We start from the raw sequence: 24,568 nt of genomic DNA on the forward strand, positions 1-24,568 counted from the left end.
GGCGGACGCGGGAAGTTGCATTCCGATGCCGCGCGGGAGGCCGGTTTCGAAAGGCCCCTCCGCGCCCCGGTCTTGCGCGCTCAATAAGCCAGCTGCAGCGGCGCACCCACGCGCTGCGCCTCGATGTCGGCGCGGTGGAAGGGCAGCGGATGCCATTTCTTGGCCGAGAACAGCGGCAACTGGTCGTAGGCGTGCGGCGACGCCGGATCGCTGCTCTGGCCATAGGTCAGCAGGGCTTGCGCCACCGGGCCGCGCTCGTCGAAGCCCACGGTCTGGATGTAGCTGCTGCCGTAGTTGATGTTGTAGCCCTTCGGGTCGAGCGTGGCCTGGCCCTGGCTTTCCACCTTGTTGAGCACGCCTTCGAACTCGTCGCCGCCGGGGATCGTGACCTTCTGCCCGCGCACCATGCGCGCCTGCACCACGGCCAGCGGAGCGTCGACGGCGAAGCCGGCCACGCGCACGATGCCGACCGCATCGCCGAGCGCCTTGAAGACGGCATCGCGCGTGGCCGGCGTGGCCATGTCGAGGCCGCTGGGCGTGACCACCGGACGGGCCGGATCGAAGGGCACGCGCCAGACCTTCGGCACCTCCTTGGCCTTGCGCCAGAATTCGCGGAACAGCGGCGCGCCCTTGGAGGCGCTGTTGCTGGTCCGGTCCCAGGCCGCGAGCACGCGGCAGCCCTGCGCCTGGTCCGGCGTCAGCGCCGCGACGTTGGCGCCGCAGGCCGCGGCGAGATCGTCCATCACCAGCATGCCGGCGAGGTTCCTGTCGCGGAAGATCACGCTGCGCAGCTCGGCGCCGCCCATCTTGTTGCCCGCGAGGCCGTCGCTGCCGGCGAGCCGGCCCTCGATTTCCATGATGCCGCTGCGGGTGCGCAGCCGCTGCGCCGTGCCCGTGAAGCCGACCAGCGACGAGATGCCGGCCGGCGGCGCGATGCGCGGATTGCTGAGCCAGAAGCTGTCGTTGCTGTTCTGCACCCAGTCCGGCGTCACGATCACCGGCATGCGCGCCGGCGGGATCGCGCCTGGCATCGCGGCGGCGCGGTCGCGCGTCCAGGCGCAGGCCGAACGCGAGCCGTCGAGCACCGGCAGGCCGGCCGCGGCGAGCAGCGCAGCGGCGGCCGGCGACGGGGCGCAGGACTTGAGCAGTTCGGCCGACACGTCGGGCACCACGGACAGGTCGGCGTACATCGCATTGCCCTCGCGGTCGGCCGCCAGGGTGTTGATCCACGGAATGCCCTGGTTGCCCATCGCGGCGCGCAGCTCGGCCACGTTGTGCGCCAGCGCCATCTGCATCCAGCTCTGGGCCGAGCGCGTGTTGAGCGTGTTGACGTCGCGGATCGCGTAGGCCTTGGTGGCGCTCCAGTCGAGGCCGGCGCGCGGCATCGAGATGACCGGCCCCCACTCGGTGGCATAGAAGGTCTTCTGCGCCGGTGGCGTGCCGGCCTTGGCCGAAGCGGCCGGCAGCACGACAGTCTTGGCGGTCATCTTGCGCGGCTGGCCATCCACGATGTAGACGGTCGGGTCGGCCGGGTCGAGCTTCAGTTCATAGAGCGTGAAGCGCTTGCCGGTCGAGACGGTGTGGGTCCAGGCCACGTCCTTGTTGAAGCCGATCGACACCACCGGGCTCAGGCCGCCGGTCGCGCCCATCACGTCGAGCTTGCCCGGGATCGTGAGGTGCAGCTCCCAGAAGCGGTTGGTGCCGGTCCACGGGAAGTGCGGATTGCCCAGCAGCAGGCCGCGGCCGTCGGGCGTGGCGTTGCGGCCGAAGGCCCAGCCATTGGAGCCGAATTCGCCGCCTTCGGGATTGGCGTTGAAGCTGTGGCGCGAGATCTCCGCCACGGCCTGCGGCAGGTCGACCGGGGCGGTCGAGGTCTTGGTCCCCGGCGCCGGCGGCGCGGCGGCCAGCACCGCACCGGCCAGCGCGCCGATGCCGCCCTGGATCATCGACATCTCGGTGGTGCGCGCCAGGTCGGCCTGCGTCATCGGCCGCACCCAGGGCTTGCCGCGGCAGGCCTCGGGCAGGCCGTTCGGACCGGCGTCCTGCAGATAGCGGTTGTAGCCGGCGACATAGCCGCGCAGCGAGGCGCGCACGTCGGGCTTGAGATCGGCGGCGGCGCGTGCGAGCGCGGCGTCGTCCATGTGCGCGCGGATGAACAGGTCGATCTGCGCGTTCGGCGCGCGGCCCAGGCCGAGCTCGCCCGTGCCTTCGGCGCCGAGGAACTGCGAGCGCTCGCCGCGCACGGTCAGCAGGTGCTCGGCGGTCTGGCAGACGTTGTCCTGGGCATGGGCGTAGCCCACGCCGTAGGCGACGCCCTCGTAGTCGGGCGCGGTGATGTGGGCAATGCCATAGGTGGTGCGTTCGATCGTCACGCTGCGCGTGCCGGGGGCCGGCGTGCTGGCGCAGCCGGCGAGCAGGGCAGCGAGCGCGAGGGCAACGGCGCTGGAGGCGCCGGGAGCGCAGCGCGGACTTGTCATGGCATTCATGTATCGAGGCTTCGGAGTGGAAACGAGCCGTCGATTACATGTTGCGGGCCCCCGACCGCGATACGTGCTAACCCGGGGGCGCTGTCGCCAAGGCGTCGTGGGCTTCGGCGATGCGGGCGAAGCGGCCGAGCAACTGTGCCGCCGCCGCGGTGGCGGCCACGCGTTCGCGCAGCGCCGCCGGGTCGCTGCCTTCGGCGCGCAGCGTGTCGGCCAGATGGTCGACGTAGCCGCGCATGATCTCGGCGTCGAATTCGGGGTGGAACTGCAGGCCCCAGGCGTTCTCGCCGACCCGGAAGGCCTGGGTCGGCTCGAAGGCATTGCCAGCGAGCCGGACGGCGCCTTCGGGCAGCCGCAGCGCGCTTTGCCGATGCACGACCTGGGCCTCGAAGCGGGCCGGCAGGTCGTGCATCAGCGCATCGGCGGCGGCCTCGGGCCGGAGCTCGACTTCGACCGTGCCGATCTCCAGGCCGCCCGGGTGATCGCCGGCTTCGCCGCCCAGCGCATCGGCCAGCAACTGGTGGCCGAAGCAGACGCCCAGCACCGGCGTGCCGTGGCCGACCAGCTGTGCGAGCCAGGCGCCGGTGGCCTCGCTCCATGGCTCGCGGTGCGAGACCATCGCATGCGAGCCGGTCACGATGGCGCCCGAGATCTCGGTGGGCGCGGGCAGCGTGTCGCCGCGGCGCGGATCGAGCACCACCACCGGCAGCCGGGTGTCGCCGAGGCCGGCCGCCATCCAGTGTTCGAAGTCGCCGCGCTGTGCGCGCAGGGCGTCGAAGGTGTCGCCGACCTTGACGATCGCGAGCGGGCGAGGGGGGATGTTTTCCATCCCGCCATGATGCCGGATTCCGTCCGTGTGTCAGGTGGGCGGGCAGCGGCCTCAGCTGTTTTCCAGTGCCTCGATGGCGGGCGGAACGCGCCGCGCGACCGCCGCCACCAGGTCCTGCCGCTGCGGCGCCTCGCGCCAGCGCAGGCGCGTGCCGGTTTCCCATTCCGGGTGGCTGCGTGCCGGCTGCGCGGCGCGCACCAGGTCCGCGAGCGCGCGCTGGCCCGCCGCCGCCGGCTCCCTGGCGCCGGCGGCGATGCGGTCGACCGCGGCATGGCCGCGCTGCTCGAGCGCGCGCAGCAGTTGCAGCTGCCAGGCCGCGAGCACGAACAGCACGCGGTCCTCGACCGTCAGCTCGTGGAGGTCGCGCAGCTTGTTGGCCAGCTTGCGGCCCAACGGCCCCAGGCCCTGGGAGACCGCGCCACCGATGGCGCCGCCCAGCGCCGCGCCGGCGCCGAGCGAGAGGCCGGCCAGCGCGAGGTCCGCCACCACTCCGGCCGCGGCGCCCACCGCCACGCCCTTGCCGAGCAGGATCCCGGCATCCTTCATCGCCTCGGGATGGAAGAAGTCCATCGCCCACCGTCCTTCGACCAGCGGCAGCGGCGACTCGTCGGCGTCGCCTTCGCGAAAGCCATAGAGCGCCAGCAGGTCGTCGGCGCAGCGCTGCGCCTTGTCGAAGACGGTCTTCTGCAATGCGGCGATGAGCCGCTGCCGGGTCGGCGGGTCGGCGAACTCGCCGGCCGAAACGGTGCGTCGCATCGATGCGGCGTCGACCAGCAATTCGGCAATGCGCCGGCCCGCGGCGTCGCGGCGCTGCGCGAACTCGGCGTCGAGGAAGGCCGCCACCCGATCGAGTGCTGCCCGCCGGTCGCGCAGCAGGGTCGCGAGGTCGCGGTAAAGCTCGTGCTCGGCGCCGACGAAGGGGGCCGCCGCATCGAAGCGCACCACCACATGCAGCCCGTAGGCCGACAGCAGTTCCTTCCACGCCGCCTCGCGGCTGGCGCCATCGCGCACGAAGTTCAGCACCGGCAGCACCGGCCGCGCACAGGCGTTCAGCAGTTCGATCTCGGCGCGGAACTTGGGCAGCACCGGCTCGCGCGCATCGATCACCAGGAAGGCGGCGTCGACCTCGAGCAAGGCGCGCAGCACCTTCGCCTCCTGCTCGAACACGCCATGCGCTTCGGGGTCCTGCAGGAACAGGCGGATGCGCTCGGGCGGCGTCGCGGCCTTGTCGAGCGCATCGATGAGTTCGCGCAGCGCGACCGCATCCTCGAGCCCGGGGGTGTCGAAGAAGCGCACGGCCGCCGCGCCGTCGACTTGCAGGTCGACGGCTTCGACGTGCCGCGTGGTGCCGGGGCGCGCCGAGACCTCGCCGAAGTTCACCCGGCGCGTCAGCGTGCGCAGCAGCGAGGTCTTGCCGGCGTTGGCATGCCCGACCACGGCGATGCGGATCGGCGCCGTCATGCCCAGCCGTGCAGCACGGCCTCCGGTGCGGCGTCGGCGCACAGGCCGTCCAGGCCGACATCGGCCAGCCAGGCCTGCCAGCGCAGGCGGGCCGCATCGTCCGCCGCGGCGCCGAGCAACCACAGCCGGCATTCGCCGCACAGGGCCATCACCTCGCGCACGAAGCGCTCGGTGCCGCGGTCCGGGCTGGACGCCGCGCGGCAGCCGATGAGGACCCGGCGTGGCCGCAGACCGGCCAGTGTGTCGAGCAGTTCGCGCCGCTGGGCCGCACTGCCGTCGATCCGCAGCGCGCGCATGCCGGGGATGTCGAGTCCGGCGGGCGGCCAATGCTGTTCCGGGGTCAGTTCGAACCCGATCGCGACCAGGGTGTCGAGGGTGTCGCCGGCCGACAGGTGCGCCGGCGCGCCGTGAGGGATGCTGCCGGGGTCGGCATCGACGATCTGCCGCGGCTCGAGGGCCTCGAAGCGCGTCAGCAGCCGATGGAAGTAGGGCTCCGACAGATCGGGTCGCAACGCCTTCCGGCGTGCCAGCCAGACGGCCGCGCTGAGCAGCGCGCAGGCCAGCCGCGGCAGCAGTCCATAGACCACGATGCAGCCCGTGAGCCAGAGCGCCCAGGCGCGCTGGCCCGACGCCGCGGCGAGCGGCGACAGCACGGCTTGCGCATCAGGCACCGGGAAGCCCAGCCAGGCCGGCGCCCGCCCCAGCCACTGCACGCTGTGCACGAAGAAGGCCGGATCGAGGATGGTGGTCTCCCAGTTCAGCGTGTAGTTGCGGAATGCGAGCGCGAACAGCAGCGCCGCGAGCACCACGGCGAACGAGAGCGTCCAGACCGCATGGCTCACGAAGCCCAGGGCCCAGGGCAGCAGCCGGGCGCGGGCCAGCAGCCGTGTCGCGGCGCGCAGCAGCACCGGAGCCTGGCCGTGCTGGCCTCCGGCCACCCGGGTCGTGAGCGTGAGCCAGAACCAGCCGAAGGAGGCCCGGAAGGCGCCGAGCGGCACGACGAGCCCGACGAGCCACAGCAGCAATGTGAGCAGGTGCAGGCCCAGCAGGCTGGCCAGCGCCACCACGACGTTGATCCGCCGCTCGCCGCCGCCCAGCACGTTGCCCGCGATGCTGAGGCCGGCGACGACGACCAGCGCCACCAGGCCCAGCAGCACCCAGGGCGCCCAGGCGCGTGCGCGCGACAGCTCGCCCTGCAGCCCGACGCGCCGGCCCAGGATGCGCGCGCGCTCGGCGATGCGGCCCGCGGTGTCGGGTCGCAGGCTCATCGCCTCGCGCACGGCTTGCGCGTCGTCGAGCGGGCCGGACTCCTCGATCAGCTTCACCGCCTCGGTGATCGCCGCATCCTGCAGCGTAGAGTGGGGCGCAACAGGATTCAACGGCTTCCTTCATATCGGGGAACAGGTCCGGCGCACCGGGGGGAGCGCGAAATTATGCCCGGCGATGCCCAGCCCTCGCCCCATGAAGAACGGGGTCGCAAGCGACCCCGTGAACCGCCACAGGAGAGCGCAAGAGAGGAAGCGGCGTTTTCAGCGCAGACCGAAGAACGAGAGCACGGCAACCACGACGACGACCAGACCGACGATGTAGATGATGGAATTCACGGTGGAAACTCCTCTGGGTTGAAGACCCCTCCACTGTGCCGGTTCGCCGCGATGTCGATGTCGGCGGCCGTCACGGCCGGCTGTAGGACTCCCGAGTCAGACCGTCGACGGCTCCGCCGCCATCGCATCGCTTTCCTCGTCATCGTCATCGTCGCCGTCGCCCAGGAAGCCCCCGCTCTGGTGCGCCCAGAGCCGTGCGTAGAGCCCGCCCTTGGCCAGCAGCGTCCTGTGATCGCCTTCCTCGACCACCCGGCCGTTGTCGAGCACGATCAGCCGGTCCATTGCCGCGATGGTCGACAGCCGGTGCGCGATCGCGATCACCGTCTTGCCCTCCATCAGGCGGTAGAGGCTGGCCTGGATCGCGGCCTCGACTTCGGAGTCGAGCGCGCTGGTGGCTTCGTCCAGCAGCAGGATCGGCGCATCCTTCAGCATCACGCGGGCGATCGCGATGCGCTGGCGCTGGCCGCCCGAGAGCTTCACGCCGCGCTCGCCCACGTGCGCCTGGTAGCCGCGCCGGCCATTGGCGTCGCCCAGCGTCTGGATGAAGTCGTGCGCCTCGGCGCGCTCGGCGGCGGCGCGGATCGCGGCCTCGCCGGCATCGGGCCGGCCGTAGGCGATGTTGTCGGCCACCGAGCGATGCATCAGCGAGGTGTCCTGCGTCACCATGCCGATGTGCGCGCGCAGGCTGTCCTGCGTCACGTGGGCGATGTCCTGGCCGTCGATCAGGATGCGGCCGCTCTCCAGGTCGTGGAAGCGCAGCAGCAGGTTGACCAGCGTCGACTTGCCGGCCCCCGAGCGGCCGACCAGGCCGATCTTCTCGCCGGGCCTGACGGTGAGGCCCAGGCCGTCGATCACGCGGCGGCCGGCGTCGCCGTAGCGAAAGCTCGCATGGTCGAAGCGCACCTCGCCGCGCGGCACCACGAGCGTCTTCGCATCCGGTGCGTCGAGCACGGTGCGCGGCCGCGACAGCGTGTTCATGCCGTCCTGCACCGTGCCGATGTTCTCGAACAGGCTGGTCATCTCCCACATGATCCAGTGCGACATGCCCTGCAGCCGCAGCGCCATCGCGGTGGCGGCGGCCACCGCACCGACACCGACGGCGCCCTGCGACCAGAGCCACAGCGCCATGCCCGCCATGCCGGCGGTCAGGCCCATGCTGAGCGTGTGGTTGACGATCTCGAAGGCGCTCACGAGCCGCATCTGGGCATAGCCGGTGCCCATGAATTCCTTCATGGCCGAGCGCGCGAAGCCGGCCTCGCGCTGGGTGTGCGAGAACAGCTTGACGGTCGCGATGTTGGTGTAGGCGTCGGTGACGCGGCCGGTCATCGATGCGCGTGCGTCGGCCTGCGCCTTGCCCACTTTGCCCAGGCGCGGCACGAAGAAGACCAGCGAGCCGATGTAGAGCACCAGCCAGACCAGGAAGGGCAGCATCAGCTGGCGGTCGAGCACCGCCGCCAGCACGATCATGGTGGCGACGTAGACGACCATCGCGACCAGCACGTCGGCCAGCACGAAGATGGTCTCGCGCACCGCCAGCGCGGTCTGCATGACCTTGGCCGTGATGCGGCCCGCGAACTCGTCCTGGTAGAAGGCCATGCTCTGGCCGAGCATCAGGCGGTGGAAGTTCCAGCGCAGCCGCATCGGCAGGTTCACCGCCAGCGTCTGGTGCTTGACGATGGTCTGCAGCGCCACCACGCCGATGCTCGCGACGAGCGCGATGCCCAGCCACATCAGCGTGGTGCCGCGCTCTTCCCAGAGCCGCGCCGGCACCTGGCCGCCGAGCCAGTCGACGATGCGCCCGAGCATCGCGAACAGCAGCGCCTCGAAGGCCGACATCGCGGCCGTGAGCGCGGCCATGGCGGCGATCTTGCCGCGCAGGCCCTGGGTGCAGGCCCAGAGGAAGGCGAAGAGGCCGCGCGGCGGCAGCGCGGGTTCGGCGGCGGGATAGGCGGGAAGAAGTTTTTCGAAGTAACGGAACAAGCGGGGAGTCTCCAGTGAGGCGTCACTGTACCGGCGGGCAGGGCGTTGCGCACGGGCAAGGGTTTGCGGCGCGCCCTTCGCGCGGGCTAGGAGGCGCCCAGCCGCTCGCCGACGAAGTCGATGAAGCTGCGCAGCTTGGGCGCCATGTACTGCCGGCTGGTATAGACCGCGAACAGCGTCACCGCCGGGGCCGCGTAGTCCGGCACCAGCCGCACCAGCCGGCCCTGGGCCAGGTCCTCGTCGACCAGCCATTCGGGCAGGAAGGACATGCCGATGCCGGCCCGCACGGCATGCAGGGTCAGCGTGGTGTCGTCGGACCTCATCACCGGCTGCAACCGCAGCGGCGCCTGGCGGCCACGGCCATCCTTGAGTGCCAGGCCCTCGATGCTCACGTAGCTCGGCACGATGGCGTCGAGCTTCGCGAGGTCGGCGGGCACCGCGGGCATGCCGGCCCGCGCGATGCACTCCGGCGAAGCGACCAGATGGAACTGCAGCCGGCACAACGGCCGTGCGATCAGCGCCGGGGAGGGCTCCTGCGTGGCGCGCAGCGCGAGGTCGTAGCCGTCGGCCGCGAGATCGACCTTGCGGTTCTCCAGGTGCATGTCGACCAGCACCTCGGGGCAGCGTTCACGGTAGCCGGCCAACACGTCGGCGAAGCGCGGCGTGGCGCACCACACCGGCGCGCTGACCTTCAACTGGCCGCGCGGCGCGTCGTTCTTCTGGCCGATGGCGTTTTCCGCGGCATCGAGCAGATCCAGCGCGCGGCCGCTTTGCTCGTACCAGGCCCGGCCGGCCTCGGTCAGGCTCAGGTGCCGGCTCGAGCGATGCAGCAGGCGTGCGCCCAATGACTTTTCCAGCTGCGCCACATGCTTGCTGGCCATCGGCGCCGAGATCGCGAGCCGCTCGGCGGCGGCGACGAAGCTGCCCGACTCCACCACCTCCCTGAAGACGCGAAGACTGGTCAGGCGGTCCATCGATGATTTCCTCCTGGGAAATGAATCGATGAATCCTAGCCTATCGATTTCTTGAAGGGAAATCCTTAGACTGGCGCTCAAGGAGCATTCCATGAGCACCCTGTCCACACTGCCCACCTATTTCATCTCGCACGGCGGCGGGCCCTGGCCCTGGATGAAGAAGGAGATGGGCCATGCCTACGACCAGCTCGAAGCCGCCCTGGCCGACATGCCGCGCCAGATCGGCCGTACGCCGGCCGCCATCCTGATGGTGTCGGCGCATTGGGAAGAGCCCGCGTTCACCGTGATGGGCAACCCGCGCCCGCCGATGATCTACGACTACGGCGGCTTCCCGGCCCACACCTACCAGGTGCACTACGACGCGCCCGGCTCGCCCGAGCTCGCACGCCGCGTGCAGTCGCTGATCGAGGCGGCGGGCCTGCCCGCAGGGCTCGATGCCGAGCGCGGCTTCGACCATGGCACCTTCTCGCCGATGGCCGCGATCTATCCGAAGGCCCAGGTGCCGGTGGTGCAACTGTCGCTGCGGCGCGGGCTCGATCCGGCCGAGCACATCGCGCTCGGGCGAGCCATTGCCCCGCTGCGTGACGAGAACGTGCTGATCGTCGGCAGCGGCCTGAGCTATCACAACCTGCGCAACTTCGGTCCGCAGGCGCGCGATGTGTCGAAGGCCTTCGACGACTGGCTCGACGAGGCGGTGGTCGGCGCGGCGCCCGGCGATCGCATCGAGCAGCTGCTTCACTGGTCCGCTGCGCCCGCGGCGCGCATCGCGCATCCGCGCGAGGAGCACCTGATCCCGCTGATGGTCGCGGTCGGTGCCGCCGAAGGCGAGGCCGGCGAGCGCATCTATCACGAGGACGCGTTCATGGGGGGCATCTCGGTGTCGAGCTTCCGCTTCGGAAAGGCGCAGGCCTGAGCTTGGGCCACTGCGCGGCACAATCCACGGGTGCCTTATTTCTCGACCTTCGATCCCCAGGCCGAAGCCGACGCTCTCGGCCTGATCGCGCGCATCGACGCGCTGTCCACCCATCACGATGCCGTGCATGACGGCGTGCGCGTGCGCTGGCGACGCTTCGGCGACGATGCCACGCAGCCGCCGCTGGTGCTGCTGCATGGCGGCCATGGCAGCTGGATGCACTGGCTGCGCAACGTCGAGGCGCTGTCGGCCTCGCGCACGCTGTGGCTGCCCGACCTGCCGGGTTTCAATGAATCCGACGCGCCGCCCGAGCCGCCGGCCGGCCAGGCGGCGGTCGATCCATTGCTCGACGCGCTGTCCGGAACGCTGGCCAGCCTGGTCGGTGCGCAGGCCGAGATCGACCTTGGCGGCTTCTCGTTCGGCGGCCTGATCGCCGCCAGGTTCGGCCAGCGCCGCGGCCGCATCCGGCGCCTGGCGCTGATCGGCAGCGGCGGTCACGGCACGCTGCGGCGCATGACGGTGGAGATGGTCAACTGGCGCGCCGCCGAGGACCGCGACCAGGAGCGCGCCGCGCTGCTGCACAACCTTGCCGCGCTGATGCTGCACGACCGGGCCGCGATCGATGCGCTGGCCTTCGCGATCCACGATATCTCCTGCCACGGCACGCGTTTTCGCAGCAAGGAGGTCTCGCTGGCCGGTGGGCTGCAGGCCGCGCTGGATGCGATCGGCGGGCGCCAGTTGCTGTTGTGGGGCGAGCACGACGTGACCGCGCAGGCGCGGTCGGTGGTGGCGCAGCTCGCCGCGGATCATCCGGGGCGCGAAGGCGTGGTGATCGAGGGAGCCGGGCACTGGGCCCAGTTCGAGCGGGCGGACGAGGTCAACGCGGCGCTGCTGCGGTTTCTGGCTTAGGCCTGTTCACAGACCCTAGATCCGCAGCGAAGCTTCATGGCGCCGCCAGAAGGCCGCGTCCGGAAACGAACCCGCACCGGCTGCCGCGTTGTCCGCCATATGCACCGGCCGGCCGGTGCCGGGAATCGTGCAGGTCACGGCGGGGTGGCTCAGCACGAACTTGAGCAGCACCTGTGCCCAGCTCGTGCAGCCGATCTCGGCGGCCCAGCCGGGCAGGGGCTTGTCGCGCAGTTGGCGCAGCAGTCCGCCGCCGCCAAAGGGCAGGTTGCCGATCACGGCCACGCCGCGCTCGGCCGCCAGCGGCAGCAGGCGCTGGGCCGCCTCGCGCTGGTCGATCGAATAGTTGATCTGCAGGAAGTCGAGCTTCTCGGCACGCAGCACCGCCTCGACCTCGGCATGGGCCGACGCGGTGTAGTGCGTGATGCCGATGTAGCGCACGCGACCCTGGTCCTTCCAGCCGCGCAGGGTCTTGAGGTGGGTGCGCCAGTCGACCAGGTTGTGCACCTGCATCAGGTCGATGCGATCGGTGCGCAGGCGCTCGAAGGACTGCTCCATCTGCGCGATGCCGGCATCGCGGCCGGTCGTCCAGACCTTGGTGGCAAGGAAGGCCCTGGCGCGCTGGTTCGACGCCGCCAGCAGGTCGCCGGTCACGGCTTCGGAGCGGCCGTACATCGGCGAGCTGTCGAGCACCGTGCCGCCGGCGACGAACAAGGCATCGAGCACGCCCGCAAGGCGCTGGTATTCGGCGCTGCCGGCAGCGACGTCGAAGCCGATCCAGGTGCCGCAGCCGACCACGGGCAGGGCTTCGCGGGTGGCGGGGATGGGGCGGGTGTTCATGCGCTTGGCCTCCCGGGGTTGCGCTGCCGCGCGCATCGGCAATGTGGCGCAGAGCGATAGGGCGACGCCCAGGCGCAGCAACTGGCTGCGGGTGAGGGCGGGTGCGGTGGGCATGGAGGGCTCAGGTCAGGGCCGACATCTGTGAGGCAGATGGTGATCGATTGACTGGAAACTCGTGCCAATGCCCCTGCGCCCAGGTCGGCATGGAAATAAAAAACGCTGGCGGATCGCAAGAATACTGTATAAAAATACAGCCATTCGATCCATCATGGGCCTTCCTTCCCTCGACTCTTTTTCCTCTTCCGCGCGCCACAAGATGTGGCGCGGGGATGAGCTGGGCGTGGCCGACGCGCAGGTCGTCGGCACCGGCCATGCCGCGCTCGATGCGCAACTGCCCGGGGGCGGCTGGCCGGTCGGGGCGATGACCGAATTGCTGCAGTCTTCTCCCGAGGCGCATTCGTGGCAGCTGCTGCTGCCTGCGCTCGCACAAGCCGTGCAGGGAGGCACCGGCCCGGTGGCGCTGATCGGTGCGCCCCACGAGCCTTTCGGGCCCTCGCTGGCGGCGGGTGGCCTGCCAGTCGAATCGCTGTTGTGGATCCGCAGCGAGGCGTCGGCCGCGCGGCTCTGGGCCTGCGAACAGGCGCTGCGCTGCGCCGACGTCGCTGCCGTGCTGGCATGGCTGCCGCAGGCGCGGGTGGGCGAGTTGCGGCGGCTGCAATTGGCGGCGGCGCAGCACGAGTCGCTGCTGTTCGTGTTCCGGCCCGCGACGGCGGCTGCGTCCACCTCGCCGGCACGCTTGCGGCTGCAACTGGCCACCTGCGAGGACGACCCTGCGCAGATCGACGTCCACATCCTCAAGCGCCGCGGCCCGCCGTTGGCTTCGCCGATCCAGCTGCCGGCACGCAGCGACCGCATGACGGCGCTGCTCGCCGCGAGCCAGTTGCGGCGCAAGCTGCGTCGTCAGCAGGAGAGCGCGGCGCAGGCGCCGGCAGGTGCCAAGGTGGTGCGCCTCGAATTCCATCAGGAACAACGACATGCACTGGATCGCATTGCGATGGCAGCCTGAACTGGCCCCCACGCTCCCCACTTCGTATGGTTCGCTGCCCCCCGAGGGGGCCGCAGACCGCCTTGGGGCGGCCCGGCGCCGGTCTGAACTGGCCCCCACGCTCCCCACTTCGTGTGGTTCGCTGCCCCCCGAGGGGGCCGCAGACCGCCTTGGGGCGGCCCGGCGCCGGTCTGACCCCGAGGCCGAGGTGCAGCCTCCGTCCGCCGAGGCGCTCGGCTGGTGGGCCCTGCAGTTCACGCCGCGCGTCGCCTGGGTCGATGAAGCGCTGTTGCTCGAGGTGTCGGCTTGCGAGCGCTTGTGGGGCGGGCGGCTCGGCCTGATGCGCCAGATCGTGCACCTCAATCCTGCGGCGCCGGTGCGCGTGCGGCAGGCCCAGGGCGCGACCAGCCTGGTGGCGCTCGCGCGGCTGCGGATGTTCGCGTGCGGCCGGCAGCCTCCGGCCGAGCTGCCGGGGGGCTTGCCGCTCGACACGCTGAGCGCCGCGCGCGATCACCTCGACGTGCTGGCGCACCTCGGCTGCCGCACCTGGGGCGAGGTGGCGGCGCTGCCGCGCGGCGGCCTCACGCGCCGCTTCGGCAAGGACCTGCGCGCGGCGCTCGATGAGGCGTGGGGCTTGCGTCCCGAAAGCCATCGCTGGCTCACGCTGCCCGATGTGTTCGAGCAGAAGCTGGAGCTGCCGGCGCTGGCCGAGGGCGCCAGCGAACTCATGTGGTCGGCCAACCGCCTGCTCGCGGCGCTGCAGATCTGGCTGCGCGCGCGGCAGCGCGGCGCGGTGTCGCTCGAGCTGCAATGGACGCTCGACCTCAAGCGCTTCAATGGTGTCGACTTGCCGCCGCACCAGCAGATCACGGTCCGCACGGCCGAACCGACGCAGGACATGGCGCACCTGCGCCGCCTGATGGCCGAGCGGCTGGCGCTCACGACCCTGGCGGCGCCGGCGAGCTGGTTGCGCCTGCGCACGCTCGAAACCACGCCCTGGGCCGGTGCGAGCACGAGCTTCCTGCCCGAGGACAACCGCAAGGGCGACAAACTGCACGAACTGGTCGAGCGGCTCAGTGCCCGGCTCGGGGCGCAGCAGGTGCTGGTGTCCGCGGCGCAGGCCGATCACCGGGCGGAGCGCATGCAGGCGTGGCAACCGGCCTTGCAAAGGAAGACGGCCACGCCGCCATCGCCATCGCAGCAGCAGCCTGATGCGCTCTACCCCGCATGGCTGCTGCCCGAACCCCAGCGCCTCGAGATGGATGGCGAGCGCCCCTGCTACCGGGGGCCGCTGCGCAAACTGATCGGCCCCCAGCGGGTGGAGGCCGGCTGGTGGGGCGGCGTGCAGGATGGAGGCCGGCCCGCGGTGCGGGACTACTACGTCGCGGAGAGTCCCGAGGCCGGCCTGGTGTGGATCTTTCGCGAGCGTTCTGCCGCCTGTTTCACGGCGGGCGAGGTGCGCTGGTATCTGCAAGGTCTCTATGCCTGACATGTGGCTCGCCCCCAGGTTGCCCGGCACTGCGTGTCCGGGCGCCCACCCCCTGCCGGGGGCAACACCAGCGGCCTGGCAAAGCCAGTTCCGCGGTGTTTCACCAACGGGCCTGGATGCGCCGGCCAATCAAAGACAACGCTGTGCTTGTTCTCCGGCTGCGCGCAGCGCGCCCGTTCGTGGGCAGTCGCGGAACCGGCTTCGCCGGGCCGCTGACTGCGCCCCCGGCAGGGGGTGGGCGGGCTACACGCAGTGAGCCCAACCTGGGGGCGAGCCATGAAATACGCCGAGCTGCATTGCCTCACGAACTTCAGCTTCCAGCGCGGCGCATCGACGCCCGAAGACCTGGTGGAGCGCGCCTATCAACTGGGCTACGCGGCGCTCGCGATCACCGACGAGTGCTCGGTGGCCGGCGTGGTGCGCGCCTATGTCGGCCTGCGCGATCTCCCGGCCAAGCTCGACGCCTATGAGCTTGAGCATCCCGAGGAGCCGCCGATCCCGCGCTACCCGGATTTCCGGCTGCTGTTCGGCAGCGAGTTCCGCTTCGAGCGCTTCCGGCTGGTGGTCATCGCCAATGACCTCGAAGGCTGGGGCAATCTCTGCGAGTTCATCACCGCGGCGCGCAATACCGAGCTGCCCAAGGGCGAATACCGCGTGAGCTGGAAAGGCAGCGACATGGCCTCGCTGCAGCACTGCCAGATTCTTTTCGTGCCGGACCGAAAACCCGGCGAGGCGGCCGACGCCGATGCGCTGCACGACGACCTGATGGCCGCCAAGGCGCTGTTCGAAGGCAGCCTCTGGCTGGCCCTGGAGATGCTCAACGAACTCGACGACGACCTCTGGTTCGTCACGCTGTTCGAAGCGGGCCGGCGTGCCGGCGTGCCGCTCGTGGCAGCCGGCGACGTTCACATGCATTCGCGCCAGCGCAAGCCGCTGCATGACGTGCTGACCGCGGTGCGCGTGGGGAAAACCGTGGCCGAATGCGGCTTTGCATTGCAGTCCAATGCCGAGCGTTATTTGCGGCCGCGCGTGCGGCTGGCCGGGCTCTATGCGCACGGCATGCTCGCGAACACCCTCGCAGTGGCCGATCGCTGCCGCTTCGATCCCCAGGTGATCCGCGAGAACTACAAGTACCCGCTCGAAAGCGTGGGTTGCAACGAGACACCGGCACAGACGCTGGCACGAAAGACCTGGGAAGGCGCGCTCGAGCGATACCCGCTCGAAAGATATGCCTCGGGCATTCCCGAGCGCGTGTGCCGGCAGGTCCGGCGCGAACTCGATCTGATTCATGAACTCGGGTACGAGATGTTCTTCCTGACGGTGGAAGACATCGTGCGTTTCGCGAAGCAGGAAAAAATCCTTTGCCAGGGCCGCGGCTCCTCGGCCAATTCGGCGGTCTGCTACTGCCTCGGCATCACCGCGATCGATCCCGACACGGGCAACCTGCTGTTCGAGCGCTTCCTGAGCCGCCACCGCAACGAGCCGCCCGACATCGACGTCGACTTCGAGCACCAGCGGCGCGAGGAGGTCATCCAGTACATCTACAGGAAGTATGGCCGCGAGCGGGCCGCCATCGCCGCGGTCGTGATCTGCTACCGCGCGCGCAGCGCACTGCGCGACGTCGGCAAGGCGCTTGGCATCGATGCGCGGCTGGTCGACGAATTCGCCAAGGACCATTACTGGTTCGACGAGACCGTGCTGGGCGAGCAGTTGCAGGCGGCGTCCGAGCGCGTGGGCGTGCAGGAGGACGAACTCAAGCTGCGCCAGTGGATCGATCTCACGCGCGCCCTCAAGGGTTTTCCGCGCCACCTGAGCCAGCACGTCGGCGGCTTCGTGCTCACCCACACCCGGCTCACGCGGCTGGTGCCGGTGGAAAAGGCGTCGATGAAGGACCGCTCCGTCATCCAGTGGGAAAAGGACGACCTCGAAGCCATGGGCATGCTCAAGGTCGACGTGCTCGCGCTGGGTATGCTCAGCGCCATCCGCCGCAGCCTCGATCTCATGAACCGCTGGCGCGTCACCGCGCTGCAGATGCACCAGATCCCCTACAACGACCCGCAGGTGTTCGACATGATCTGCGACGCCGACACCGTCGGCGTGTTCCAGATCGAGAGCCGGGCTCAGATGTCGATGCTGCCGCGACTCAAGCCGCGCACCTACGAAGACCTGGTGATCGAGGTCGCGATCGTTCGCCCCGGACCCATTCAGGGCGGCATGGTGCATCCCTATCTGAAGCAGCGCGAGCGCTTGAACCAGGGGCTTGAGATCCGCTACGAGAAAGAGGAACTGCGGCCGGCGCTGGAGCGCACGCTGGGCGTGCCGATCTTCCAGGAGCAGGTGATGCAGATCGCCATGATCGCGGCTGACTTCACGGCCGACGAGGCCGACCAGCTGCGCCGTGCCATGGCCGCCTGGAAGCGCAAGGGCGGCCTCGAGAAGTTCCACGACAAGCTCGTGACGGGCATGACCGGCAAGGGGTATCCCGCCGCCTTTGCCGAAGCGATCTTCAAGCAGATCCTCGGTTTCGGCGACTACGGCTTTCCCGAAAGCCATGCGGCCAGCTTTGCGCTGCTGGTCTGCGTCAGTGCCTGGCTCAAGCGTCACGAGCCTGCCTGCTTCCTGGCCGCGCTGCTCGATGCCCAGCCGATGGGCTTCTACAGCCCTTCGCAGCTCGTTCAGGACGCGCGGCGCCATGGCGTCGAGGTGCGGCCGGTCGATGTCATGGCGAGCGACCTCGACAGCACGCTCGAAGCGCGCGCGCCCGATGCGCCGCGGGCACCGCCCGGCACCGAGGCGCGCCATGCCGAACGCCTGGGCAACGCGAACCCGCCTGCCGTGCGCCTGGGCCTGCGCCGCGTGTCAAGCCTCAGCGAGGCCGGCGCCAAGCGGCTGCTCGCCGCCCGCGCCCAGGCGCCTTTCGCCAGCACCGAAGACCTGGCGCTGCGCGCCGAACTCGACGGCAAGGACATGGCCGCGCTGGCCGCGGCCGATGCATTGATGTCGCTCTCGGGTCATCGCCGCCAGCAGGTGTGGGATGCGACCGCGCAGCGCCGGGCGCCCGCCTTGCTCAAGGGCGTGCCGATCGACGAGCCCGCATTGCAATTGCCCGCCGCCCCCGAGGGCGAGGAGATCGTCGGCGACTACGCCTCGCTCGGCCTCACGCTGCGCCGCCATCCGCTCGCGCTGCTGCGCTCGCGGCTGGCCCGCATGAACCTGATGAGCGCGGAGCAGTTGCGCCCGCTGCCCAGCGGCCGGACCGTGCGGGCCTGCGGCATCGTCAAGGGGCGCCAGCGGCCGCAGACCGCCAACGGCACCATCTTCGTCACGCTCGAGGACGAGACCGGCAACGTCAACGTGATCGTCTGGAACCACGTGGTCGAGGCCTGGCGCGAGCCGCTGCTCAAGGCGCAGCTGCTGGCGGTGCAGGGCACCTGGCAGCGCGACGTCGACAGCGGCGGCGAGGTGCGCCACCTGGTGGCGACCGGCTTCAGGGACCTCACGCCACTGCTCGGGCGGCTGGCGGAAAGCAACAAGAGCCGGGACTTCCATTAGGGCCGGTGGGCGCGATGTCCGGAGGTCGCGTTGCCGGGCCGCTCCTGGGCCGTCACCGTCCGCGTGATGAGCCGGCCTTCCCGCAGCAGCGACACCTCCACGGGCCGCCCGATGCGGTCCGCGCCCAGCAGCCGCAGCAGGTCGTCCGCGCCCGCCACCGCCACGTCGTCCAGCGCGACGAGGATGTCGCCTACGCGCAGGCCCGCGAGGTCCGCCGCGCCGCCGGCCTGCACCTCGCCGATGCGCACGGCGTGGGCACCCGAATGAATCGCCAGTGCCACGCGACGCGACAGGGGCACCGTCTGCGCCGCGATGCCCAGATGCGCGCGCCGCACGCGGCCGTGCGCGACGAACTCGCCGATCACGAAACGCGCCGTGTTGCTGGACACCGCGAACGCGAGTCCCTGGGCGCCGGCGATCATGGCCGTGTTGATGCCCACCACCTGTCCCGATGCGGCCACGAGCGCGCCGCCGGAATTGCCCGGATTGAGCGCCGCATCGGTCTGGATCACGTCGTCGATCAGGTGCCCGCTCTGCGAGCGCAGCGAACGGCCCAGCGCCGAGACGATGCCGGCCGTGATGGTCGATTCGAAGCCCAGCGGATTGCCGATGCCCACGACCAGATGGCCGCGCTTGAGCCGCTTCGAGTCGCCCAGCGTCGCGGTGGCGGCGCCGCGCGGAAGCGCCACGCGCAGCAGCGCGAGATCGGTGGCGGGATCGTCGCCGAGCACCTCGGCTTCGCTGTCGCCGGCGTCCGCGAGGCCGATGCGCACCCGGCGCGCACCGCCGACGACGTGGCTGTTGGTCAGCACCAGCCCGTCGCCCGCGATCACCACGCCCGAGCCGAGTCCGCCGCGCCGGCCGGCCGTGCCGCCCTGCACACGCACGACGGCCGGGCCGACGCTGTCGGCCACCGTCGCGACCGCGTGCGAATAGGCGTCGATCAGTGCTTCCTGGGTCGGCTCGCAGTCGCTGCTGCCGGTGGAAGTCGGTGCGTTCTGGTCGAGCATGTGGGCCTCAAAGATGGATGACACCCTGCCGGACCGCCTGCGCCACCGCATCCGTGCGGCCGGTGGCATCCAGCTTGTCGAGCAGCGAGCCGACGTGAAACTTGGCGGTGTGGACCGAAATTCCCAAGCGCCGCGCGATGACCTTGTTCGATGCGCCTTCGGCCATCAGGGCCAGGACTTCGAGTTCCCGCCGTGTCAGCGCCATGTCGGCGTCGGCGCCGGCCATCGGCTCCGCGGGCACCACGACGACGTCGGCCGGCTCGCCTTGCCGTGCCACGCGCAGCCCGGGCATGTCCGCCAGTGACGCGACGAGCCGCTCCGACAACTCGGCGTCGGCGACATCGACCGCGATCACGATCGGCTCCGTGAGGCTCGTCCGGCTCAATCGGCGGGCCTTTCCCCGACAGTGACCTGCGCCTCGACCGGTTCGCCGGCCCGCCTCAGCGACAGTGTCACGACGGAACCGACGCTGGCCGGACCCAGCGCGCGCAGCAGCATCTGCACGCTGCGCACCGGCTCGCCGTCCCAGGCCAGGATCACATCGCCCTGGCGCAGTCCGGCCGTCGCGGCCGGTCCGTCGCGGTCGAGGCCCATGACCATCGCGCCGATGCCGTCGGGCTCGACTTTCACCTGCTGGAGGCCCAGGCCCAGGTAGCCTCGCGGCACCCGGCCGTGGGCGGCCAGCTGCGCGGCCACGCGATCGATCGTCGCGCCCGGGATCACGAGCACGCGCCGCCGCGGACCGAAGACGCTCATGCCGATGGCCCGGCCCCGCGCATCGAGCGCCAGGCCGCCTTCGGCAATGCGCCGGATCGTCAGCCCGAGTTCGATCCGCGCGTCGATCTCGCCGCCGCGCAGGCTGCGCCACGCGGGGGCCGACAGCGAGACCACCCCGGCCGCCGCGACCGGTGTTCCGGCGAAGGATCCGACCGCCAGCGCGATGGACCCGGCGCGCACCGGGGCCGCGTCGAAGGCGATCGGCGCAGGCGCGGTGCCGTCGATGCGCAGCAGGGCGATGTCGGTGCCGGCATCCCGCCCGACCAGCGTGGCCCGCGCGCCGGCGCCGCCCGGCAGGACCACCATCACGTCGGCGTCGTCAGGAAGCGACTCCTCGCAGGTGGCGATCAGCCCGTCGCGCCAGGCAAACCCGCTCGAGCGCGAACGCCCGGCGTGCACGGCGACCACGCTGGCGGATGCAGCGGCCACCGCCTCGGCCATTGCCGTGGACAGGTGTTCGAGAGATGAAGAGATCGTGTCGGCCATGGGGACTCCTTAGATGGCTTCATTGTGGGAAGCCACAAGGGCCGGCGCTACTGCCCGGATGGGCAGGGTTGTCCCGCGCGGATGCGTTTCGAGGCGCTTCCATCCATTGATGTTTTCACCGCATCAATGCAACACCTCGTTTTCATCGAAGCAAGAGCGGCATCGGCCTAGCATCCATGCACGAGGTGGCAGTCATGATCCCGGACTTTCAAGGTACGAGCTTCGAAGGCGACGGCGAGGGCGAGGGCGTCGATCCGATCGCCGAGTTCTTCGCGCGCGGCGCCGAGGACAGGTATTGCGGCTGGGACCTGTTCGCCAATGCCGCTCATTGGGCGAGCGTCTCGGCCGGTATCGCGCTGATGATGGCGGCCGGCCTGGGGTTGTTCTAGGGGAGACAAAACGCCTGGACGCAGCGCGGGCTTCGTCCTGTGGCGGCTTTTCGCTAACCTAGCGCGATGACCTCCTTCGCCTTGCAGGGCGCCGGTGCCGGCGCGCCCATCGGACCGCCGCCGCCTGCGCCCGATCTGCCGACACCGCCACCTCCGACACCACCACCGGCGCCCGCGGTGGACCCCCCGCCCACGGATCCGCCGCGGGTCGAACCCGGCGCACCGGCGCCGGTCGCCGACCCGCCGCCCGGCGCCTTGGCGCCCGGCCGGCTGCATGCGCGGCGGCTGCGGGAGATCCATCGCTCGGCGGGCTGGCCGTGCGGCGACGCCATCGAGGTCGACCTGCTGGCCGCGGGGCTGCTCGCGCGCGTGCGTTCGGCGCAGGGCCATGAGACCCTGCGCCTGACCGATGCGGGCATCGCGCAGCTCGCGCGCACGCTGGTCGTCAACCGGGCCGCGATGTCGCGGCACGAAGCGCTGGTCGAACAGGTCGCGCGCGAGATGACGCGCGCCGGTCGCCTGGCCTGGCGCGGCCTGAGCCTGCGGGCCCGGCTGCCCGGCGCGGCCGAGGGCGACAAGCCGCGCTGGTGCGTGGCCCGGCCCGATGTCTTCTCGATTCGCAACACCAGCGTCGAGGCCTACGCGCAGCCGATCGTGCACGAGGTCAAGGTCAACCGCGCCGACCTGCTGAGCGACCTGCGCAAGCCCGACAAGCGGGCCGCCTATCTCGACCTCGGCGGCGAGTGCTGGTACGTGCTGGGCTGCGACGCCAAGGGACGCCCGATCGGCGAGCCGGACGAGATCCCCTCGGAGTGCGGCGTGCTGGTCGCGCAGCAGGGTCGGCTGGTGGTGGCGCGCTCGGCCGTGCACCGTGCCCTGCCGCGGATGCCGTTCCCGGTCTGGATGGCGCTGGCCAAGGCACAACCCGTGACGGGCTTCGACGACGACCTGCAGGACCTGCTGACCGGCTTCGATGAGTGAGCCGCCGTCCGCTCGGCGCCGCGCGCTCGGCCGGCCCGGGCTCAGGCGCGCTCGGGCGCGTAGCGCAGCAGCCAGATCCACAGCGCCGCGGTGCCGCTCGTGAGTTCGCGCAGGAACGCCGGGTAGCCCAGCAAGTCGGCCAGGCGCACTTCCGCGCGCAGCACCACGCAGTCGGTTTGCAGGTCGTTTTCCAGGATGATCGCGTGCCGGCGCACCAGTTCTTCCAGCGCGCGCACCGCCTGCACCCGCGGCACCTGGGCGCGCACGAACATGAGGGGCTGCAGTGGCCTGCCGCCTTGGCGGTCGGGCACGCCGTACACCTGGGGCGCGTCGAGCTTCACCGACGCGCCGTGCGCCTGCACGATGAACGCCACCGCCTGTTCCAGCGCGTCTTCGTGCGCGGCGCAGATCGTGATGCGGTCCTCGTCGTCCACCAGCAGGCAGCACTCCGGCTTGGAGAGCCATTCGAGCAGGCCGCTTCGCCTCAGCGCCGCCAGTGTCTCGGGGGCCGCGGCCAGCGACTGGCGCAGGGGATAGCGCGCCAGTTCGTCTTCATCGAGGGCGCGCGGCGCGCTCGCTGCCGGAGGATCCGCCCAGTCAGGTCGTGTAGTCGCCATGAGCCTCTGGCTGGAAGAGGATCTCGGCCACCCGGGCGCCGCCTTCGTCACCGCCGGGCATCTGCCATTTCGCGGTGGCGCCGGCTCGCAGGCCGATCAGGCCGGTGCCGACCGGCGACAGCACCGAGACGAAGCCGGCGGCGGGTGCGGCGTCGCGCGGATAGCAGAGCGTCAGCTCCTGACGCTGCCCCGAATGGGCGTCGACGATCGAGAACTGCGAATACATCGTGATGACGTCTGGCGCGACGTCGCACGAGCGCACCACATCGGTCGCGTCCAGCAGGTCCTCGAGTTCGGGAAGGGACTTGCCGTCGATCAGTTTGGCCAGGCGAACGTGATCGAGTTCGGTGAGCATGCGCTCTCCGTGAATTTTTGCAGGCATGAAGCACTCCAGTCGAATGCGACCGGCCCCGATGAGTGGGGCGGTCGCGACAGCGCGGGGCAGAGGCCCGGCGATCGATGGTTTGCGCTAGAAGGGAGAAAGAGGGGATCGCCGGGCTGAGGAGTCTGCGGCCGGCTCGCGCGGTTCCAGCAGCGTCGCCCCGTTGCCGAATGCGGGCGCGCGAAGGCCTGCCGCAAAAGCGGAAGGCACTGCGGCGCGGCAGTCGGCGGGATGGGGGACCGGGAAGACCATGGGGCGGATTGTAGGCGGCGACGGGCGGTTGGGGCGCGGGAACTTGCAGCCGTGGTCGCGTGGATGCGCGCAGTCGTTCACGAACCGGCACTCAGCGTGGCGCCGCGCTGGCGCTGGATCGTGTCTTCGATCGCCTTCCGGATCCGCTGAAAAACCTTCGGGTTGCTGAATGCCTGCACCGAGGCGCGAACGGCATCGGCGGGCGGCAGCAGCGAGCGGTCGTCGACCAAGGCCTGGATGCGGGCGGTCAGCGCGGCGTTGTCGCCCACCGGGTAGAGCCAGCCGTTGTGTCCCGTCCGGATGATGTCCGAGGGGCCGGACGAACAGTCGCTGCTGATGCAGGGGATGCCGCGCGCCATCGCCTCGATCAGCACCATCGGAAAGCCTTCGAAGGCGGAGCACAGGACGAGGAGGTCGGCCTCGTCGAGCGCCGCCCAGGGATCCGGTTGCCAGCCCGACCATTCAATGCGTTCGGCGATGCCCAGCTCGACCGCGAGCGCTTTCAGCCGGGGGCCGTCGCTGTCGTGGAAGCCGGCCCCGACCAGTTGCAGCCGCCAGTCTCCCCGGACCTCGGCGAGCGCGCGCAGCAGGTCGTCGGTGCGCTTCTGTTCGCCCACCATGAGACGGCCGACGTGGGTGATCCGCAGCGGACCTTGCTTCGAGCGCGCGATCCTTGCGACCGATTCCATGCGGGTGCCGTTGTTGACCAGATGGACGCTGTCGGGCCGGACGCCGTCGAACGCCGAGATCGCCTCCGCGATCGGGCGGCTGATGCAGATATGGCCGTGTGCATGTCGAAACAGGCGCGTCTGCTGCTTGAGCACGTTCGAGAAATGCAGCCAGGCCATGACGGGCCGCTTCAGGCGAGCCAGCGCGAGCGCCACTCTGACCAGCGCAATGGTGGAGCCATAGATCACCACCACCGCGTCGGGCGGATGCTGTCGGCATGCGCGGATCACCGCGGGCAGGCCCCAGACCATCTGCCGCTTGAGTGAGGTCGAGCCGTTCTCGATTTCGCTGTAGGCCAGGCCCCGGTGCCAGCTACCGTCGACCGTGCTGGCGCACAGCGCGAGCACCCGGACGTGATCCCCGTTGGCCTGGGCTTCCTCGGCCAGCGATCGCACGCAGGTTTCGATGCCACCGCGGCCGGACAGGGTGCCGACGACGACAAGAATTTCCATCCGCTGCTTCCAATCCATGTCCATGTTGTGAAGGAGAAGTCTTGCGCGAGGGGCAAGATCCTTGCGCCATCGGTTGGGCGCTCGGTGTCCTTACATTTTGTATCTTGTGGATGAAGAAAGTAAACATAAAGGCCTCTCGCATACCGTGAACTTTTGATCGCCGACGCCCCTTTTCGCGGGTTCAGGCCGCTTCGCGACGAGGCTGGCGCGGCCATGGCGCTTGCCGTGTCGGCCGATCCGCGCCGGAAGGCATCAGGAGCCGCGCTAGAATCCTGGGCGGTCCGCGGGTGTAGTTCAATGGCAGAACGGCAGCTTCCCAAGCTTCATACGAGGGTTCGATTCCCTTCACCCGCTCCAACATGATTTCCATGCCAGTCCGCTGAACTCCATGAGTTCCACAGTCACGGGCTATGGGTC

20 protein-coding genes and 1 tRNA gene are annotated in these 24,568 nt (G+C 70.4%); 8 read left to right on the forward strand and 13 right to left on the reverse strand.

The features are described from left to right. Window positions 1–80: 80 nt before the first annotated feature. The 6 genes from AC1DYK_RS02850 to AC1DYK_RS02875 form a co-directional block, all read right to left on the reverse strand. Window positions 81–2,477, reverse strand: a complete 2,397-nt coding sequence (locus tag AC1DYK_RS02850) for an acylase (RefSeq protein ID WP_478164880.1) — start codon at window positions 2,475–2,477, stop codon at window positions 81–83. 76 nt (window positions 2,478–2,553) lie between these two features. Next, window positions 2,554–3,312 carry a glutamine amidotransferase gene (locus AC1DYK_RS02855; RefSeq protein WP_478164881.1) on the reverse strand — a complete coding sequence of 253 codons (759 nt, stop codon included), beginning with the start codon at window positions 3,310–3,312 and terminating at the stop codon, window positions 2,554–2,556. A 51-nt stretch (window positions 3,313–3,363) separates the two neighbouring features. Then, entirely contained in the window at window positions 3,364–4,773 is a 1,410-nt protein-coding gene (locus tag AC1DYK_RS02860; RefSeq protein WP_478164882.1) for a GTPase/DUF3482 domain-containing protein, read from the reverse strand. Then, the gene (locus tag AC1DYK_RS02865; RefSeq protein ID WP_478164883.1) at window positions 4,770–6,152 is read right to left on the reverse strand and encodes a DUF2868 domain-containing protein; all 1,383 of its coding nucleotides are present in this window, start codon (window positions 6,150–6,152) and stop codon (window positions 4,770–4,772) included. The genes AC1DYK_RS02860 and AC1DYK_RS02865 overlap by 4 nt, the downstream gene beginning before the upstream one ends. 321 nt (window positions 6,153–6,473) lie before the next feature. Beyond that, window positions 6,474–8,357: an ABC transporter ATP-binding protein gene (locus AC1DYK_RS02870; protein ID WP_478164884.1), complete on the reverse strand. Its 1,884-nt coding sequence runs from the start codon at window positions 8,355–8,357 to the stop codon at window positions 6,474–6,476. Between the two features lie 86 nt (window positions 8,358–8,443). Further along, the gene (locus tag AC1DYK_RS02875; RefSeq protein WP_478164885.1) at window positions 8,444–9,331 is read right to left on the reverse strand and encodes a LysR family transcriptional regulator; all 888 of its coding nucleotides are present in this window, start codon (window positions 9,329–9,331) and stop codon (window positions 8,444–8,446) included. Window positions 9,332–9,422: 91 nt separating this feature from the next. Between AC1DYK_RS02875 and AC1DYK_RS02880 the strand changes: the two genes are divergently transcribed. Together AC1DYK_RS02880 and AC1DYK_RS02885 are read left to right on the forward strand one after the other, a co-directional pair. Further along, entirely contained in the window at window positions 9,423–10,244 is an 822-nt protein-coding gene (locus AC1DYK_RS02880; RefSeq protein WP_478164886.1) for a DODA-type extradiol aromatic ring-opening family dioxygenase, read from the forward strand. 30 nt (window positions 10,245–10,274) lie between these two features. After that, window positions 10,275–11,153, forward strand: coding sequence for an alpha/beta fold hydrolase (locus AC1DYK_RS02885; RefSeq protein ID WP_478164887.1), 879 nt, complete (start codon window positions 10,275–10,277; stop codon window positions 11,151–11,153). A gap of 15 nt (window positions 11,154–11,168) precedes the next feature. Here AC1DYK_RS02885 and AC1DYK_RS02890 read toward each other — a convergent pair whose 3' ends face one another. Continuing rightward, the gene (locus tag AC1DYK_RS02890) at window positions 11,169–12,104 is read right to left on the reverse strand and encodes an aldo/keto reductase (protein ID WP_478164888.1); all 936 of its coding nucleotides are present in this window, start codon (window positions 12,102–12,104) and stop codon (window positions 11,169–11,171) included. 154 nt (window positions 12,105–12,258) lie between these two features. Between AC1DYK_RS02890 and imuA the strand changes: the two genes are divergently transcribed. The 3 genes from imuA (at window position 12,259) to AC1DYK_RS02905 (ending at window position 18,076) form a co-directional block, all read left to right on the forward strand. Continuing rightward, complete coding sequence (imuA, locus tag AC1DYK_RS02895) at window positions 12,259–13,056, forward strand: translesion DNA synthesis-associated protein ImuA (RefSeq protein ID WP_478164889.1); 798 nt, start codon at window positions 12,259–12,261, stop codon at window positions 13,054–13,056. Window positions 13,057–13,243: 187 nt separating this feature from the next. Further along, window positions 13,244–14,524 carry a Y-family DNA polymerase gene (locus AC1DYK_RS02900; protein ID WP_478164890.1) on the forward strand — a complete coding sequence of 427 codons (1,281 nt, stop codon included), beginning with the start codon at window positions 13,244–13,246 and terminating at the stop codon, window positions 14,522–14,524. Between the two features lie 276 nt (window positions 14,525–14,800). Then, window positions 14,801–18,076 carry an error-prone DNA polymerase gene (locus tag AC1DYK_RS02905; protein WP_478164891.1) on the forward strand — a complete coding sequence of 1,092 codons (3,276 nt, stop codon included), beginning with the start codon at window positions 14,801–14,803 and terminating at the stop codon, window positions 18,074–18,076. Here AC1DYK_RS02905 and AC1DYK_RS02910 read toward each other — a convergent pair. From AC1DYK_RS02910 to AC1DYK_RS02920, 3 genes are read right to left on the reverse strand one after another with little or no spacing between them, the layout of a single operon-like run. Beyond that, the gene (locus AC1DYK_RS02910; RefSeq protein ID WP_478164892.1) at window positions 18,073–19,086 is read right to left on the reverse strand and encodes a S1C family serine protease; all 1,014 of its coding nucleotides are present in this window, start codon (window positions 19,084–19,086) and stop codon (window positions 18,073–18,075) included. The genes AC1DYK_RS02905 and AC1DYK_RS02910 overlap by 4 nt on opposite strands. Window positions 19,087–19,093: 7 nt before the next feature. Further along, the gene (locus AC1DYK_RS02915; RefSeq protein ID WP_478164893.1) at window positions 19,094–19,471 is read right to left on the reverse strand and encodes a response regulator transcription factor; all 378 of its coding nucleotides are present in this window, start codon (window positions 19,469–19,471) and stop codon (window positions 19,094–19,096) included. After that, window positions 19,468–20,349 carry a S1C family serine protease gene (locus AC1DYK_RS02920; protein WP_478164894.1) on the reverse strand — a complete coding sequence of 294 codons (882 nt, stop codon included), beginning with the start codon at window positions 20,347–20,349 and terminating at the stop codon, window positions 19,468–19,470. The genes AC1DYK_RS02915 and AC1DYK_RS02920 overlap by 4 nt, the downstream gene beginning before the upstream one ends. 194 nt (window positions 20,350–20,543) lie before the next feature. Here AC1DYK_RS02920 and AC1DYK_RS02925 point away from each other — a divergent pair, with 194 nt between their 5' ends. Together AC1DYK_RS02925 and AC1DYK_RS02930 are read left to right on the forward strand one after the other, a co-directional pair. After that, entirely contained in the window at window positions 20,544–20,738 is a 195-nt protein-coding gene (locus tag AC1DYK_RS02925) for a hypothetical protein (RefSeq protein WP_478164895.1), read from the forward strand. Window positions 20,739–20,804: 66 nt separating this feature from the next. Next, the gene (locus AC1DYK_RS02930) at window positions 20,805–21,719 is read left to right on the forward strand and encodes a hypothetical protein (protein WP_478089114.1); all 915 of its coding nucleotides are present in this window, start codon (window positions 20,805–20,807) and stop codon (window positions 21,717–21,719) included. Between the two features lie 41 nt (window positions 21,720–21,760). Here AC1DYK_RS02930 and AC1DYK_RS02935 read toward each other — a convergent pair whose 3' ends face one another. From AC1DYK_RS02935 to AC1DYK_RS02945, 3 genes are all read right to left on the reverse strand, one after another. Beyond that, on the reverse strand, window positions 21,761–22,336 hold the full coding sequence (locus AC1DYK_RS02935) for a hypothetical protein (RefSeq protein ID WP_478164896.1): 576 nt from the start codon (window positions 22,334–22,336) through the stop codon (window positions 21,761–21,763). Continuing rightward, window positions 22,317–22,718, reverse strand: a complete 402-nt coding sequence (locus AC1DYK_RS02940; RefSeq protein WP_478089112.1) for a GreA/GreB family elongation factor — start codon at window positions 22,716–22,718, stop codon at window positions 22,317–22,319. Before AC1DYK_RS02940 ends, AC1DYK_RS02935 begins: the two co-directional genes overlap by 20 nt. A gap of 329 nt (window positions 22,719–23,047) precedes the next feature. Continuing rightward, entirely contained in the window at window positions 23,048–24,169 is a 1,122-nt protein-coding gene (locus tag AC1DYK_RS02945) for a glycosyltransferase (RefSeq protein WP_478164897.1), read from the reverse strand. A gap of 265 nt (window positions 24,170–24,434) precedes the next feature. On the opposite strand from AC1DYK_RS02945, the gene AC1DYK_RS02950 reads away from it, so the two are divergent. Next, window positions 24,435–24,508, forward strand: a tRNA-Gly gene (locus AC1DYK_RS02950). Window positions 24,509–24,568: the final 60 nt, after the last annotated feature.

It is taken from the genome of Variovorax sp. P2_H12 (assembly GCF_056403395.1).